This is a genomic window from Kitasatospora sp. NPDC001175, from assembly GCF_053598215.1.
Genome location: NZ_JBSFJU010000025.1, coordinates 1 through 15,378, shown reverse-complemented (window position 1 = coordinate 15,378; position 15,378 = coordinate 1). Strand labels below are relative to the sequence as shown.

At 71.6% G+C, this 15,378-nt stretch carries 13 protein-coding genes and 1 pseudogene; 9 read left to right on the top strand and 5 right to left on the bottom strand.

Features of this window, described 5'->3' with window-relative positions; genetic code table 11:
• Position 1: 1 nt before the first annotated feature.
• Complete coding sequence (locus tag ACWDAK_RS19520) at positions 2-2,212, bottom strand: bifunctional polysaccharide deacetylase/glycosyltransferase family 2 protein (protein WP_425557569.1); 2,211 nt, start codon at positions 2,210-2,212, stop codon at positions 2-4.
• 46 nt (positions 2,213-2,258) lie between these two features.
• Entirely contained in the window at positions 2,259-2,804 is a 546-nt protein-coding gene (locus tag ACWDAK_RS19515; protein ID WP_344635947.1) for a hypothetical protein, read from the bottom strand.
• A gap of 243 nt (positions 2,805-3,047) precedes the next feature.
• On the opposite strand from ACWDAK_RS19515, the gene ACWDAK_RS19510 reads away from it, so the two are divergent.
• Positions 3,048-4,094 carry a glycoside hydrolase family 26 protein gene (locus ACWDAK_RS19510; RefSeq protein ID WP_427394086.1) on the top strand — a complete coding sequence of 349 codons (1,047 nt, stop codon included), beginning with the start codon at positions 3,048-3,050 and terminating at the stop codon, positions 4,092-4,094.
• 48 nt (positions 4,095-4,142) lie between these two features.
• Here the strand turns inward: ACWDAK_RS19510 and ACWDAK_RS19505 are convergent, their stop codons facing one another.
• Positions 4,143-5,735 (bottom strand): PucR family transcriptional regulator, encoded by a 1,593-nt coding sequence (locus ACWDAK_RS19505; protein ID WP_427394085.1) that lies wholly within the window; start codon positions 5,733-5,735, stop codon positions 4,143-4,145.
• A 397-nt stretch (positions 5,736-6,132) separates the two neighbouring features.
• Here ACWDAK_RS19505 and ACWDAK_RS19500 point away from each other — a divergent pair, with 397 nt between their 5' ends.
• From ACWDAK_RS19500 to ACWDAK_RS19480, 5 genes are all read left to right on the top strand, one after another.
• Positions 6,133-7,020, top strand: coding sequence for an FAD binding domain-containing protein (locus tag ACWDAK_RS19500; RefSeq protein ID WP_344635950.1), 888 nt, complete (start codon positions 6,133-6,135; stop codon positions 7,018-7,020).
• Entirely contained in the window at positions 7,017-7,502 is a 486-nt protein-coding gene (locus ACWDAK_RS19495) for a (2Fe-2S)-binding protein (protein ID WP_344635951.1), read from the top strand. The genes ACWDAK_RS19500 and ACWDAK_RS19495 overlap by 4 nt, the downstream gene beginning before the upstream one ends.
• Entirely contained in the window at positions 7,499-9,928 is a 2,430-nt protein-coding gene (pucD, locus tag ACWDAK_RS19490; protein ID WP_344635952.1) for a xanthine dehydrogenase subunit D, read from the top strand. The genes ACWDAK_RS19495 and pucD overlap by 4 nt, the downstream gene beginning before the upstream one ends.
• 289 nt (positions 9,929-10,217) lie before the next feature.
• Positions 10,218-10,445 carry a hypothetical protein gene (locus ACWDAK_RS19485; RefSeq protein WP_425557570.1) on the top strand — a complete coding sequence of 76 codons (228 nt, stop codon included), beginning with the start codon at positions 10,218-10,220 and terminating at the stop codon, positions 10,443-10,445.
• Positions 10,446-10,555: 110 nt separating this feature from the next.
• Positions 10,556-11,740: an XdhC family protein gene (locus ACWDAK_RS19480; RefSeq protein ID WP_427394084.1), complete on the top strand. Its 1,185-nt coding sequence runs from the start codon at positions 10,556-10,558 to the stop codon at positions 11,738-11,740.
• A gap of 68 nt (positions 11,741-11,808) precedes the next feature.
• Here ACWDAK_RS19480 and ACWDAK_RS19475 read toward each other — a convergent pair whose 3' ends face one another.
• On the bottom strand, positions 11,809-12,045 hold the full coding sequence (locus ACWDAK_RS19475; RefSeq protein ID WP_427394083.1) for a LysE family translocator: 237 nt from the start codon (positions 12,043-12,045) through the stop codon (positions 11,809-11,811).
• Positions 12,046-12,263: 218 nt separating this feature from the next.
• Between ACWDAK_RS19475 and ACWDAK_RS19470 the strand changes: the two genes are divergently transcribed.
• Positions 12,264-12,758, top strand: coding sequence for a hypothetical protein (locus ACWDAK_RS19470; protein WP_344635955.1), 495 nt, complete (start codon positions 12,264-12,266; stop codon positions 12,756-12,758).
• Between the two features lie 213 nt (positions 12,759-12,971).
• Positions 12,972-13,583 carry a class I SAM-dependent methyltransferase gene (locus ACWDAK_RS19465; RefSeq protein ID WP_344635956.1) on the top strand — a complete coding sequence of 204 codons (612 nt, stop codon included), beginning with the start codon at positions 12,972-12,974 and terminating at the stop codon, positions 13,581-13,583.
• A gap of 86 nt (positions 13,584-13,669) precedes the next feature.
• Here ACWDAK_RS19465 and ACWDAK_RS19460 read toward each other — a convergent pair.
• Positions 13,670-14,499: pseudogene (locus ACWDAK_RS19460) on the bottom strand (IS5 family transposase).
• A gap of 58 nt (positions 14,500-14,557) precedes the next feature.
• Between ACWDAK_RS19460 and ACWDAK_RS19455 the strand changes: the two are divergent.
• Positions 14,558-15,378 (top strand): MGDG synthase family glycosyltransferase (locus ACWDAK_RS19455; RefSeq protein WP_427394082.1); only part of this gene is annotated, 821 nt, incomplete at its 3' end.

The following is a 15,378-nucleotide window of genomic DNA, read 5'->3' as shown; positions in this document are numbered from 1 at the left end:
CTCAGACCTCCACGATCGGCGCGGCGACCTCGCCGGTGCGCCGTAGTTTCTGCCAGCGGAGCCGGCCGCCGGTCACCGCCGTGATCGAGGACTGGAGCAGCACCAGGTACATCAGCTGCCGGTAGACCACCTGCTGGACCGGCAGGGTGACCAGGTGCCAGGGCTTCTCGCCGTCCAGCCGGAAGGCGTACCAGGCGAGGCCGCCCTGGACCAGCAGCACGGCCGCCCAGGCGCCGAGGGTGGCCGGGGCGTCCACGAAGAGCACCCCGTAGAGGAGGAACAGGTCGATCAGCGGGGCGAGCAGCGGAGCCAGCACGCCGAAGAGCACCACCAGCGGCAGGCCGACCCGGCCGAAGCGGCCCGCCGGGCCCCGGTCGAGGACGGCTCGGCGGTGCTTCCACATCGCCTGCATGGTGCCGTAGCTCCACCGGTACCGCTGCGACCACAGTTGCTGCATGCTGGCCGGAGCCTCGGTCCAGGCCCTGGCCCGCTCGGCGTAGACCACCCGCCAGCCCTCGCAGAGCATGGCCATGGTGATGTCGGTGTCCTCGGCCAGGGTGTCGTCGCTCATGCCGCCGACCTGGACCAGGGCGCTGCGGCGGAACGCGCCGATCGCCCCGGGGATGGTCGGCATGATGTTGAGCGAGTCGTACATCCGGCGGTCGAGGTTGAAGCCCATCACGTACTCGATGTGCTGCCAGGCGCCGATCAGGGTGTTCCGGTTGCCGACCTTGGCGTTGCCGGCGACCGCGCCGACGCCCGGATCGGCGAACGGCTGGATCAACTCCCGTACGGTGGACGGCTCGAAGACGGTGTCGCCGTCCATCATCACCACGATGTCGTGGGAGGCGTTGGCGATGCCGTTGTTGAGGGCGGTGGACTTGCCGCCGTTGGGCTGCCGGATCAACCTGACGCCTGGCAGGGCGAGTTCCTCGACGATCTCCGAGGTGCCGTCGGTGGACCCGTCGTCGATGACGATGATCTCGATCGGATGGTCGCTGGCCGCCAGTGAGTTGAGGGTGTTGGCGATGCACTCGCGCTCGTTGTAGGCGGGTACCAGCACCGTCGCGGGCGCGGTCAACGGCGGCCCCCAGGAGAAGTCCGGGCGGCGCGAGCGGCGGGCGTGGCGGGTGGCCAGCACCAGCATCAGCGCGAACCGGGCGAAGACCAGTGCGCCGACCACCGCCAACAGCCCGACCAGCCAGGGCAGCACCTGGACGGAGAACTGGGTGCAGAGGATGAACGCCTTCCCCGCCCAGAGCTGGTAGCCGTGCACCGGGACCATGGTGGCGGAGGCGCCGAGCGCCTCGCCGATGCTGGCGAAGCGGTAGTTCTCGGTCTGGAGCTTGTCGATGATCTGGCCGAGCGCCGCCACCGTCTGCGAGCGGTCGCCGCCGGCGTCGTGCAGCAGGACCAGTTCGCCCTTGCCGGGCACCTTGGGCATCGCGGCCTTGACGATCGCGTCCACGCCGGGGCGCTTCCAGTCGTCGGTGTCCGAGTCGATGAAGGCGGTGAGGTAGCCGCGCCTGCCGACGTCCTTGGTCACCGGCCAGGTCCAGTCGTCCAGCGCGTCCGCGGTGGAGGAGTACGGCGGGCGGAAGAGCGAGGAGTGCACGCCCGCGACCCCGGCCAGTGCCAGCTGGGTCTGACCGAGCTCCCAGCCGAGCCTGGTCCTGGACTGCAGCGCCAGGTCGGGGTGGGTGAAGGTGTGCACCCCGATCTCGTGACCGCCGGCCACGATCCTCCGGATCAGGTCCGGGTTGTGCGCGGTCATCGAACCGGTGACGAAGAAGGTGGCGTGGATGTGGTGGGCCGCCAGCAGATCGAGGATCTTCGGCGTCCACTTCGGGTCCGGGCCGTCGTCGAAGCTCAGCACCACGGTGTGGTCGGGGACGGAGTAGCTGACCGGGTGATCGTTCTTGTCCCCGCGGGCGTCGATGATCGGCCCGCCGGTCAGCAGGTTCGGCGGCACCGTGGTCTTGTCGACCGAGACGGCGATCCGCTCGTCGTGGAAGACCTCGTTGGTGGCCATGCCGCGCAGCACCAGCATGGCGAGCAGGCAGACCAGCAGTGACACCGGCAGGAAGAAGCGCAGAGGTGGGGCGGCTAGCCGGCGCGGCCGAAGGACGGACTGCCGTCGGCGCTGATGGCGGGACATGGGGTACCTGGATCCGGGACGTGGGTGAGGTAGGTGGTGGCTGGGCCGGACCATGGGCCGCGGCCTCGCCGGGCGGCTTCCGGCCGCCGGGCGGGGTGGGTCAGTGGTGGCTGGCCTGGGCCGTGGGCTGCGGCTTCGCCGGGTGGTTGCCGGCCTGTGGCGTGGGTGAGTGGGTGCTGTGCGCCGTCACCGCGGTCGGCGTGCCTCCCGCAGGGCCCGCCGGGTGCGAGGCGCTCGCCGAGGGCTTCGCGCTGCCGGCGGCCGCGCTGTGGGAAGCCGACGGGCCGGTGGCCGCGCCGTGGGAGGCCGACGGGCCGGCGGCCGGGGCCGAACCGGTGGCCGGCGGCGGGCTCCCCATCGGTGAACCGAGCGCGGTTGGCAGGCCGGTGCCGCTCGGTCCGGGGCTCGCGATGGTGCTGGACGGCTGGGGCGGCACCTGCAGGGCCGGGGCCTGGGACTGCATGCCGATCAGACTGCTGCTGAGCGCCGCCGCGACCATCGCGCTGGCCAGCCCGACCACCCAGCCGAAGCCGCGCAGCCTGCGGCCGCGGGCACCGGACTGGTCGACGAAGACCGGTGAGTGGTCCGTCGGCGGGGGGATCGGTCCGGAGTCTGGGTGCTCGGACCGAAGAAGAGTGGGTGCCACCGAGGGCGGGCCTTTCCGAAGGGGTGGAGCTGCGGCGTCTAACGCAAGGGGGGACGGTAATGCACGCTCATTAGATAAATCAGCGTCAATGTTCGATTTGGGTGGATCTGTGCATCCCTTGTGACCTGATTGCAATTCCTCCTGGAACATGACACTTCATGCACCCGTGCGATGACCTCATAGGATGCGCGGAAGCCGGCCGATGCAACCGGCCCGAACCATCCCGCTCAGGAACGGCCACCCTTGATCAGAACCGCTCCCGCCGCCCGTGGATCCCGGCTCCGGACCCACCGTGCGGCCGCCCTGGCCGTAGCCGTGCCGCTGCTCCTCACGGCCTGCAGTTCTCCCGGTGACACCGCCGCGGTTCCGGCGAGCGGCGCGGCTTCCGCCGCCCCGACGGCCTCGCCGTCGGCCCCGCCCTACGACGTCTCCGCCCTGCGCAAGCCGGGCGGCCGGCTGTTCGGCGTGGCGTCCGACGGGGCGGTCGGCGATCTCGCGCCGGTCAACGCGTTCGGTGCCAAGGCCGGGCACCAGCCGGACATCCGCGAGTACTACCAGGAGTGGGGCGACGACTTCGATCCCGCGGGCAACGCCAAGCTGTGGGGCAACGGCCAGGTGCCGATGCTCAGCTGGGTCCCCGAGCAGGCCCCGCTCGCCAGGATCACCTCCGGCGGCGAGGACGCCTACCTCACCAGGTTCGCCCAGCAGGTCCGCTCGTACCGGGGACCGCTGGTGATCAGCTTCGCGCCGGAGATGAACGGCGGCTGGACCGCCTGGGGACCGGGCCACGCGACGGCGGCGGACTTCGTCAGCGCCTGGCGGCACATCCACGACGTCTTCCGGGCCCAGGCCACCACCAACGTGATCTGGGTCTGGACCCCGCACGTCAGCGACTCCGGCACCCCGGCGGCGCTGCGCCCGTACTACCCCGGCGACGACTACCTCGACTGGGTCGGGCTGATCGGCTACTACGGCCCGCAGGACGGCAGCGACTACCGCACCCTGTTCGCCCCGACCATCCGTTCCGTCAGGTCCTTCTCCGCCAAGCCCCTGCTGATCGCCGAGACCGGCGTCGCCGAGGGCCCGCGCAAGGTGGCCCAGATCGACGACCTGTTCGCGGGCGCGGCGGCCAGCGACGGCATGGTCGGCCTGGTCTGGTACGACCTGAGCAGGCAGTGGCCGGGCAGCAAGCAGCCCACCGACTGGCGGGTGGACAGCTCGCCGGCGGCGGCCGCCGAGGTCGCCAAGGCGGCCGCCGCGCAGAAGTTCGGTTTCCGGGTCGCTCCCTGACCCGGCGCGCGCCCGGCGGCACGGGGCCCGCCCGGGTACCCGCGCCGCTCAGGCCAGTTCGAGGGCCAGGTAGAAGTCGACCCGGTCCTCCAGGCGGGAGAGGTCGCGGCCGGTCAGCTCCTCGATCCGGCCGATCCGGTAGCGCAGGGTGTTGACGTGGACGTGGAGCCCGGCCGCGCAGCGGGTCCAGGAGCCGTCCGAGCGCAGGAAGGCCTCCAGGGTGCGGACCAGGTCGGCCTGGTGCTCGAGGTCGTAGGCGATCACCTTGTCCAGCAGGCGGCTTCGGAAGGCGCGCCTGACCTCGTCCGGGACGGCGGCCAGCAGCAGCACGTGCGAGGCGAGTTCCTCGGGACCGGCGACGCAGACCCGGCCGATCCTGGCTGCGGCGATCCGGCGGGCGTGCCTGGCCTCCTCCAGGGCGCCGCGCAGTCCACCGGCCTCCGATGCGGGAGCGGAGACACCGAGGGTGATCCGGCTCTCGGAGCCGAGTCCGGCCTCCAACGGGGCGAGCAGTTCGCGCAACGCCTCGGCGGGGACGCCGGATTCGAAGGCGGGCAGCACCACCACGGCGCCGGTGCCGGCGCCGGCCACCAGCGCGCGGTCGGTGGCATCGGTGAGGGCTTCCTCCAGGATTGAGCGCACCACCCCCTCGGGTAGACCTGTACCTTCGGCGCTGAGCACCAGCCAACTGCCGCCCGCGGTGAGCGACTTCTGCTCCGGTCCCTCGAACCGGGCGGCCATGGCCGCGGAGGCGTACAGCGTCCTGCTGATCTCGGTCGGGTCGGCGTCGCGCTGAAGCAGTGTCAGCACCTCGTCGGCCAGCCGGCGGCGCAGCCGGCGGCCCTCGTCGCGCCGGGTGCGCTCGGCGGCGACCAGCCGGGCCAGGTTCTCGGCCAGCTGCTGGCGTTTGGCGGTCCACTCGGTGATGTCGCCGGCCACCACGAGCACCCAGTCGGCCAGCGGCGATTCGCTCTCGGGGGTGGCGGAGGCGGGTAGCAGCGAGTACGAGCCGGAGTCCAGCCGGGCCCGGTGCGGGGGGCGGCGGCGCTGCCGCTCGGCGCTGAGGTGGGCGCGGACCAGCTGGTCCCGGTCCGCGGCCGGGAGCCGGTCGGCCGGTCCGGCGACCACCCGTCCGGTGGGGGCGAGCACCCAGCAGTCCAGGTCGAGGTCGCCGCCGAGCAGGTCCAGCACGGCGTCCAGGCCGCCGCCGCCCGCGGCGGAGACCAGCAGCCGGTGCCGGTCGACCAGGGCGGCGAGGTCGGCGGCCCGGTCGGCGGAGACCTGGCGGCCGATGAACTCGGTGAGGGTGGAGAAGGCGATGTCGTCGGGGACGGCGAGCAGCGGCAGCCGGTGCCGGCGGCAGGCCTCCACCAGGTCATCGGGCACCGGGCCGACCTCGGCCTCGCCGGCCGCGAGCGCGACCGCGCCGCCGGCCACGAGGGTCCGCACGAACCGTTCGGAGTCCTCGGGTCCGCCTCGCCAGAGCATCCCGGTGAGCACCAGCTCGCCGCCGTGCAGGTAGCGGCCCGGGTCCTGCAGGTCCGTGGTCATGACACCGCTGACCTGCCGGTCGAGCTCTTCCTCGGCGGCGAGCAGGCGCAGCCGAGGGGCACCGGGGGCGAGCAGGTCACGGACGCGCATCCGCAGACTCCTTCGTCTGAGTGAGGGTGAGCGGGTCGCGGTGTGCCCGGGGCCGATCGGTCGGTGTCACGTACCGGTCGGCATCCGGGTCACGGACCCGTAGCTTCGGAATCACGGCCGGATTACGGTCGTAGATAGCGGTGGACGGTCCGCTCTACAGGGCGATTGTCCGCCTTAGAGGAACGTACAGGATGTCCGGCAGGAGCAGGGCAAGGGCTTCATGCCATCGGTGACTGCCAGTGGGCCCGGTCACAGCGGTTCACTGGCCACACGCCGCCGGACACACCCGGTGACCAGGCCGCGACCACCCGGCAACGAGGCGGCGGCACGGTCCGAACACCGGGTTCTGGGAACTGTGCCCACGGTCCGGTCGGCGACGACTTGAGGAGACACCCGCATGGAGTTCCTTCGGCCCGCCACCTGGGACGAGGCGCTCGCGGCGAAGGCCGAGCACCCGACCGCGCTGCCCATCTCGGGTGGTACGGACGTCATGGTCGAGCTGAACTTCGACGTGCACCGGCCGTCCGCGATTCTCGACCTGAACCGCATCACCGAGCTCACCGAATGGTCGATCGACGGCGACGTGGTGCGGCTCGGCGCCTCGGTCCCGTACACCCGGATCATCAACGAGCTGTCCGGTCCGCTGCCGGGCCTCGCCCTGGCTGCGCACACGGTCGGCTCCCCGCAGATCCGCAACCGCGGCGGGGTCGGCGGCAACCTCGGCGCGGCCTCGCCCGCCGGCGACTCGCACCCCGCACTGCTGGCGGCCGGACGCGACGTGTTCGTCGAGGCGGCCTCGGTGCGCGGCACCCGGATGATCCCGATCGACGACTTCTACGTCGGGGTGAAGCGCAACTGCCTGGAGGCCGACGAGCTGATCCGCGCGGTGCACATCCCGGTCGCCGACGGCCCGCAGCAGTTCTCGAAGATCGGCACCCGCAACGCGATGGTGATCGCCGTCTGCGCCTTCGGGTTCGCTCTGCACCCCAGGACCCGCACCGTCGGAACCGGCATCGGCTCGGCCGCCCCCACCCCGCGCCGCGCCGTCGAAGCCGAGGAGTACCTGCAGGGCGTGCTGGCCCGGCGGGGCCTGTGGGAGTCGGGCGAGTTGCTCGGCGCCGAGGTGATCCAGGAGTTCGGCGAGCTGGTCAAGGCCGCCGCCTCCCCGATCGACGACGTCCGGGGCACCGCCGACTACCGGCGGCACGCGCTGGCCGTGATGGCCCGCCGCACCCTCACCTGGACCTGGAACGACTACGGCAAGCAGATCAGGAGCGCGGCATGAGGGTCACTTTCACCGCCAACGGCAAGCCGGTGGAGGCGGACGACGTCTGGGAGGGCGAGAGCCTGCTGTACGTGCTGCGCGAGCGAGTCGGCCTGCCGGGCTCGAAGAACGCCTGCGAGCAGGGCGAGTGCGGTTCCTGCACGGTCTACCTGGACGGCGTCCCGGTCTGCTCGTGCCTGGTCGCAGCCGGCCAGGTGCAGGACCGCGAGGTCCGCACCGTCGAGGGCCTGACCGGTGAGAACGGCGAACTGGGCCTGGTCCAGCAGGCCTTCGTCGACGCCGGCGCCGTGCAGTGCGGCTTCTGCACCCCGGGGCTGCTGGTGCAGACCGACGCGCTGCTGGAGCAGGACCCGCAGCCGAGCGACGCCGACATCCGCGAGGCGCTGTCGGGCAACCTGTGCCGCTGCACCGGTTACGAGAAGATCATGGATGCGGTGCGGCTCGCCTCCGCCCGCAAGTGCGCGAAGGGTTCCGGGGCATGAGCGAGCGGATCATTCGGCACAGCGCCCGGCGAAGCCACCGCACGAGCGAAGCAGGGGCGGGTGGACCGAGCACCCGCACGATCCAGGGTCAGAAGAACCTCCAGGACATCCGCCAGGCGAGCAAGGACGGCATCGGCGGCTCGCCGCTGCGCCCTGACGGCACGCTCAAGGTCAAGGGCGAGTTCGCGTACTCCTCCGACCTGTGGCACGAGGACATGCTCTGGGGCATGGCGCTGCGCTCGCCGCACCCCCGGGCCGACATCCTGAGCGTGGACGTCTCCGAGGCCCTCAAGGTCCCCGGCGTCTACGCGGTGCTGACCCACCAGGACATCCCGGGTTCCAAGTACTACGGCTTGGAGATCCAGGACCAGCCGGCCCTGGCCATCGACAAGGTCCGCTACCACGGCGAGGCGATCGCGCTGGTCGCGGCCGACCATCCGGAGACGGCCCGCCGCGCGGTGAGGAAGATCAAGGTCGAGTACCGGGTACACACCCCGATCGTCACCGAGGAGCAGTGCCTCCACCCGGAGAAGTACGGGTACGTCCACGAGCCGCACGAGTACAAGTCGCACGCCTCCGGCAACATCGTGCACTCGCAGAAGCTGGTCTCGGGACTCGGCGTGAGTGACGAGGTCCGTGCCATGGCGGACGTCATCGTCAGCGGTGACTACGAGGTCGGCATGCAGGACCAGGCCTTCCTCGGCCCGGAGTCCGGCCTCGCCGTCCCCGCCGAGGACGGCGGCATCGACCTCTACATCGCCACCCAGTGGCTGCACGTGGACCGCCAGCAGATGGCGCCCGTGCTGGCCCTGCCGCAGGAGAAGGTCCGCCTCACCCTGGCCGGTGTCGGCGGCGCCTTCGGCGGCCGCGAGGACCTGTCGATGCAGATCCACGCCTGCCTGCTGGCCCAGCACACCGGCAAACCGGTCAAGATCGTCTACTCCCGGGACGAGTCCTTCTTCGGCCATGTGCACCGCCACCCGGCGAAGATGCACTACGAGCACGGTGCCACCCGGGACGGCAAGCTGGTCTTCGCGGACGCCCGGATCGTGCTGGACGGCGGCGCGTACGCCTCCGCCTCCCCCGCCGTCGTCGGCAACGCCGCCTCGCTGGGCCACGGCCCGTACGTCATCCCGAACGTGCGGATGGAGGCCGTCGCCCTCTACAGCAACAACCCGAGCTGCGGCGCGATGCGCGGCTTCGGCGCGGTGCAGGCGGCTTTCGGCTACGAGTCCCAGATGGACAAGCTCGCCGCCGAACTGGGCATGGACCCGGTCGAGTTCCGGCAGCTGAACGCGGTGTCCGAGGGCGACTCCATGCCCACCGGCCAGCAGATCGACTCCCCCGCCCCGGTCGCCGAACTGCTGCGCCGGGTCAAGGACATGCCGCTGCCCCCGCCGCTGGACCTGGACGACCTGGACATCCGGCAACTGCCGGGCGCGCTGTCCAACACCTCGCACGGTGAGGGCATCGTCCGCGGCGTCGGCTACTCGGTCGGCATCAAGAACGTCGGCTTCTCCGAGGGCTTCGACGACTACTCCACCGCCCGGGTGCGGCTGGAGGTGATCGGCGGCGAGCCGGTCGCCATGGTGCACACCGCGATGGCCGAGGTCGGCCAGGGCGGCGTCACCGTGCACGCCCAGATCGTCCGCACCGAGCTCGGCGTGGAGCACGTCACCATCCACCCGGCCAACACCGAGGTCGGCTCGGCCGGCTCCACCTCCGCCTCGCGCCAGACGTACATGACCGGCGGCGCGGTGAAGCTGGCCGCCGAGGCGGTCAGGCAGGCGCTGTTCGAGAAGGGCCGGCGTCGCTACGGCTGGACCCACAAGGACCTGACGCTGCTCGGCGGCAAGGTGGTCTCGCAGGCCCGGGGCGCGCTGATCTCCATCGTCGACCTCCTCGGCGACGACGCGATCGACCTCACCCGGGAGCACCATCACCGTCCCACCCAGCCGTTCGACAAGGAGACCGGACAGGGCTTCGGCCACGTCCAGTACTCCTTCTGCGCCAACCGCGCCGTGGTCGACGTGGACGTGGAGCTCGGCCTGGTCAAGGTGGTGGAGCTGACCGCCGTCCAGGACGTCGGCAAGGCGCTCAACCCGCTCTCGGTCATCGGCCAGATCCAGGGCGGCTGCACCCAGGCGCTCGGCCTGGCCGTCATGGAGGAGATCATCCTCAAGGACGGGAAGGTGCGGAACGCCTCCTTCACCGACTACTTGATCCCCACCATCCTGGACACCCCGCCGATCCCGGTGGAGATCCTGGAGCTCCCGGACCCGAACGCGCCGTACGGGCTGCGCGGTGTCGGCGAGGCCCCCACCGTCTCCGCCACCCCGTCCATCGTCGCCGCGATCCGCAATGCGACCGGCCTGGCGCTCAACCGGATCCCGGTCCGGCCGGAGCACCTGACCGGGACGCTCTGACCGACCGCCCCGGGGCGACGGCAGGCCCTTCCCCGAGCAGGGCGAGGGGACATCGGGCCCGGCTCAGCAGCCCCGGGGGCACCACCCTGCGCCAGGAACCCGCGGCGCCCGCCACACCCACCCTCCGCTGCCTCTCCCACGCCGGGGTTCCGCAGCGGTGCGCACCACCTCGCACCGCAGGCGCCGTCGAGTGCGCCTCGTGAGTCGAACAGTCCCCCTGCGCCGCACCGCCAGCCGGCGGCCAGGTCGGCTCGCCCACCCCAACCCCCTATGACACTTGGGAGTGGACATGACCCGGATCCCCACGGAAACCGGTACCACCGAGGACGACAGACCCGCCGCCGGCGCCTCCCCCACGTCGTCCGCGGCGAGGGCGCCGAAGAACGCGCTGGACGCCTACTTCAGGGTCTCCGCCCGCGGTTCCACCTTCGGCAACGAGCTCCGCGGCGGTCTGACCACCTTCATGGCGATGGCTTACATCGTCCTGCTCAACCCGATCCTGCTGGGCGTCAACTAGCAACAGTCGCCGTGGTGCGGGAGACGGGTTCCCGCGCCACGGCGATCCGTGATCCGCTCATCCGTTCCCATCCTCTGCTCTTATCCCCGACCGCCGTGAGGAGCCCGGACATGCAGGACATCGCCGAGCAGCTGCGGAGCTGGCACGCATCCGGGCGCTCCTTCGCCGTGGCCACCGTGGTCGGGGTCTCCGGCAGCGCCCCGCGCGACCCCGGCGCCGCGCTCGCGGTGGACACCGCCGGCGAGGCGATCGGCTCGGTGTCCGGCGGCTGCGTCGAGGGCGCGGTGTACGAGCTCTGCCAGGAGGCCCTCGCCTCCGGCCGGCCGGTCCTCGAACGCTTCGGATACAGCGACGAGGACGCCTTCGCGGTCGGCCTGACCTGCGGCGGCGTCCTGGATGTCTTCGTCCAGCCGATCGTGCCGGGCGCCGATCCCGGGCTGGACGTCGGTATCGAATGCATCGCGTCCGGTACGCCGGTCGCACTCGCCCGGGTGATCGACGGTCCCGCCGGACTGCACGGTGCCACCGTCGCCGTCACCGCCGACGCCCACCACGGCTCGCTCTCCACCGCGCCCTCCACCACCGCCGCGCTGGAGCGCGCCGTGGTCGCCGAGGCCCGCGCCATGCTGGACGCCGGGCGGTCCGGGAAGCTCGTCCTCGGGCTGGACGGGCGCCCCTGCGACGAGGAGCGGCACGGCGTCGCCGTCCTCTTCGTCGAGTCCTACGTGCCCGCGCCCCGGATGATCGTGTTCGGGGCGATCGACTTCGCGGCAGCGGTGGTACGGATCGGCAAGTTCCTCGGGTACCACGTGACCGTCTGCGACGCCCGGCCGGTCTTCGCCACCGAGCGGCGCTTCCCGGAGGCCGACGAGGTGGTGGTCGACTGGCCGCACCGCTATCTGGACACCCAACTGGAGAGGATCGACGGACGTACCGTGCTGTGCGTGCTCACCCATGACGCCAAGTTCGACATCCCCCTGCTGGAGCGCGCGCTGCGGCTGCCGGTCGGGTACGTGGGTGCGATGGGCTCGCGGCGCACGCACCGGGACCGCAACGCCAGGCTGCGCGAGGTCGGGCTCACCGAGGCCGAGATCGCCCGGCTGCGCTCACCGATCGGGCTGGACCTCGGTGCCCGCACGCCCGAGGAGACGGCCGTCTCGGTCGCCGCCGAGATCGTCGCCCACCGCCGGGGCGGCAGCTGCCTGCCCCTCTCCGCCGGCACCGGGCCCATCCACCACCACCTGCCCCACCCTGACGGCAGCCCCGAGTCCGTACCCCGGCCGCACGCGGCCTGACGGGAGCCCACCGAGTGTTGCGCGTCGAAACTCCCCGGGGGCGTCTGACAGTTGCCTCAAACCCGCCCTCAGTCGGCGGACGCGAGGCGGACGCGGAAGCCGAGGATCACCACCCCGGTGATCCGGTCCATGACCTTGCGGGCACTCGGCCGGCTCAGCCAGCCGCGGAGGTCCTGGGCGAACCCGACCAGGACCACCGACCAGAGCATCCCCTCGACCACGTGCACGCAGGTGAGCAGCACACCTGTCGCGAGGTGCGGTGCCCCGGCCGTGATGAACTGCGGCAGCACCGCCACGTAGAACACCCCCCGACCGAGGCCGAGACGTGTTCCGGCGAGGTGCTGAACCCCAGCCCCAACTGGTTCCGGCGGAGGCAGGCCGGATCTCCTCGCAGTGTCGCCGGATGCGGAAGGTGTACCTAGCACCACCATCAAGTCGGATAGGAGCGCTACTGCCTCGGGCGCGCGCGAACGACATGCTGATGTTGTGCCCGAGGGGCGGGCACGGGAGGGAGTCAGGTGTCATGGCGAGCACTCAGCTGACCGGCGTTCATTCGCTCCGTCTGGTCAGCGTGGACGCCGGTTCGGGCTCCGGTGTCCCGCGGATCCTTCCGAAGGCCGCGGCCGCTTCGACGTTCCCCCTGCTGCTTCGCCGGGCGGCCACGGTCCTCACCGTGCTCGGGCTGGCGATGATTCCCTGGCTGGTCTTCCTGCACGCCGGGCTGCCGGCCACCGCTCAGGCCTCTCACTGGGCCTGGACGTGGACGGGTCTGGACAGCTTTGAGGCGCTCGGCCTGCTCTCCACCGGACTGCTCCTCAGGCGCGGCGACCGCCGGGCCTGCCTGACCTCCGCCGCGACCTCGGCCCTGCTGCTGGTCGACGCCTGGTTCGACACCATGACGGCTGCCCCGGGTTCGGACTTCAAGCTGGCGGTGCTGATGGCGGTCTTCGCCGAGTTGCCGCTGGCGGTGGCCTGCGCGGTTCTCGCGACCCGGACCTTCCCTCGGCCGGGCCGCTGAACGGAAGAGCTCGTGACGTGATCGGCGCTTGCGGTCCGGTCCGTTTCAGGAAGTTCCCGGCCTGCCGCAACGGCGGTCCACGGGCGGTTCGTTCGGCCCGCTCGGGTCGACTGCCGACAAAGTCGGCGCTGGCGCAAGCAGATTGCACACAAACACAACTGATTGACCATCAGAGATGCTTCGATGGCTCAATCGGACATTTGGGGAGGAATTATGAGGCATTCGCGGGCATTGATCGGCGCGGGCGCTGCCGCCGCCGTCGCCACCTGGTGGTTCACCGACTCCGCGCCGTACCCGTACTCTCAGCACTGGCTGCTCGACCTGCCGCTGCCGTTCCTGACTCTGAAGCGTCTGGACCACGTGCTGCAGGCCCGGGAGGGCGAGAGGATCCTGGAGATAGGCCCCGGAACCGGCCTGCAGTCGCTGCACGTCGCACCGCAGCTGGGCCCGAACGGCCAGCTGGACATCGTGGACATCCAGCAGGAGATGCTCGACCATGTGGGCCGCCGGGCCAAGGAGCAGGGTGTCGACAACATCGTGCCGAACTGCGCCGACGCACATGAACTTCCTTTTGCGGATGGCTCGTTCGATGCGGCTTACCTGGTGACGGCGCTGGGCGAGATCCCGGATCCGGCGCGTTCGCTGGCCGAGCTGCGCCGGGCGCTGAAGCCGTTCGGGCGGCTGGTGGTCGGCGAGTTCTTCGACCGGCATCAGATCCGGCCGTCCTCGCTGATCAGCCTGGCGGAGGGAGCCGGGCTGCGGGTCGCCCGGCTGTACGGTCCGCCGTTCGCGTACTACGCGGTGCTGCGTCCGATCGCCGCCTGACGCCGCTCGGGCGGTTCCCGCCCGGCCGAACCGTAGGCTGGACGGCCGTAGCCGTAGCCGTAGCCGTAGGCAGTGTCCTCAAAGGGTCAGGCCCACATGAGGAGTGAGGCGAGGGTGGCTGCGGCTTGGTACGAGACGGCGGTTTTGTCGTATCTGGTGGCGAGGCCTCGCCACTGCTTCAGGCGATTGAAGCAGCGTTCGACGACGTTGCGATGCTTGTAGAGCTGGCGGTCGAAGGCCACGGGTCGACCGCCGAGGCTTCCGCGCCGCAGGCGGTTGGCGATCTGGTCGGCCCGCTCGGGGATGGTGTGGCTGATGCCGCGCTTTCGCAGCCAGACGCGGATCGCCTTGGAGCTGTAGCCCTTGTCGCCGAGGACGTGGTTGGGACGGGTGCGGGGCCGTCCCAGCCCGGTTCTGGGTACTCGTATCGCGTCCATGACGGTGGTGAACTGGGTGCAGTCGTTGGTGTTCCCGCCGGTCAGAACCAGGGCCAGCGGTCGACCAAGTCCGTCGACGGCCAGGTGGAGTTTGCTGGTCAGCCCGCCTCGGGAGCGACCGAGCGCCTGGTTTTGGGTCCCCCTTTTCGTGCCCCGGCGGCACTCTGGCGGGCTCGCACGACGGTGGAGTCGACCGATACGAGCCAGTCGATGTCGCCGGCCGCGTCCGCCTGCGCTTGCGCGGCCCGCAACATCCGGTCGAAGGTTCCGTCCTCGGCCCAGCGCCGGAATCGGGTGTGCAGGGTGGCCCAGGAGCCGTACCGCGGCGGCACATCCCGCCAGGCCACCCCGGTCCGGAACTTCCACACGATCCCGTTCAGCACCGTCCGGTCGTCCAGGCGCGGACGACCCGTGCCGGGCCTGGGAAGCAGCGGCTGCACCAGGTCCCACTCGGCATCGGAGAGCTCATGACGACGTATCACCGCACCATGATCCACTATCCAAGATCACTTTGACGACACTACCTAGGAGCCCCAGATGCCCGAGTCCCATGCCCCGGAGCCGTCCGAGAGCGGTACGGCGGGCGGCGCGGCGGCGCTCGGGGACGAGGTCCGCCACCTGGCCCTGGTCGGCGGCAGGCGCGCCCCGCGGGGCGGCGGCCGGTCGGCGGCGGAGCGCACCCCGCCTGGCCGGGTCACGGTGGTGTCCGCGAGCATCGGCGCCGGCCACGACGGCGCGGCCCGCGAACTGGTGGACCGACTGCGGCAGTTCGGACTCACCGTGGACTGCCATGACTTCCTGGACCTGCTGCCGCCCGGCTGGGGCCGGCTGCTGCGCGCGAGCTACGCACTGGAGCTGCGGGTCGCGCCCTGGGCCTGGGGCCGGCTGCTGGAGGGCCTGCAGCGGCACCGCTGGTCAGCGGCGCTGGTCAGCGCGCTCGCGGCCCGCGCCGCCGCCCGCCGGACCCGGACGCTGCTCGGCCCCGACACCGGCGCCGTGGTGTCCACCTACCCGCTGGCCAGCCAGGCCCTGGGCCGGCTCCGCCGACACGGCCGGCTCGCCGCCCCACTGGTCACCTTCCTCACCGACATGTCGGTGCACCCGCTCTGGGTGGCACGAGGCGTCGATCTGCACCTCGCGCTGCATCCGGTCGCCGCCGCCCAGGCGCGCGGGCACCGGGCCCGGGGCGTGCTGGTCAGCGGCCCGCTGGTCGGGCCGGAGTTCCGCCCGGCGGCCTCGACGGACGAACGGCTCTGCGAGCGCCTGCGGTTCGGCCTGCCCACCGACCGTCCCGTCGCACTGGTGGTGGCCGGCTCCTGGGGCGTGGGCGAGGTGGAACTCGCCGCCCGGGAGATCGC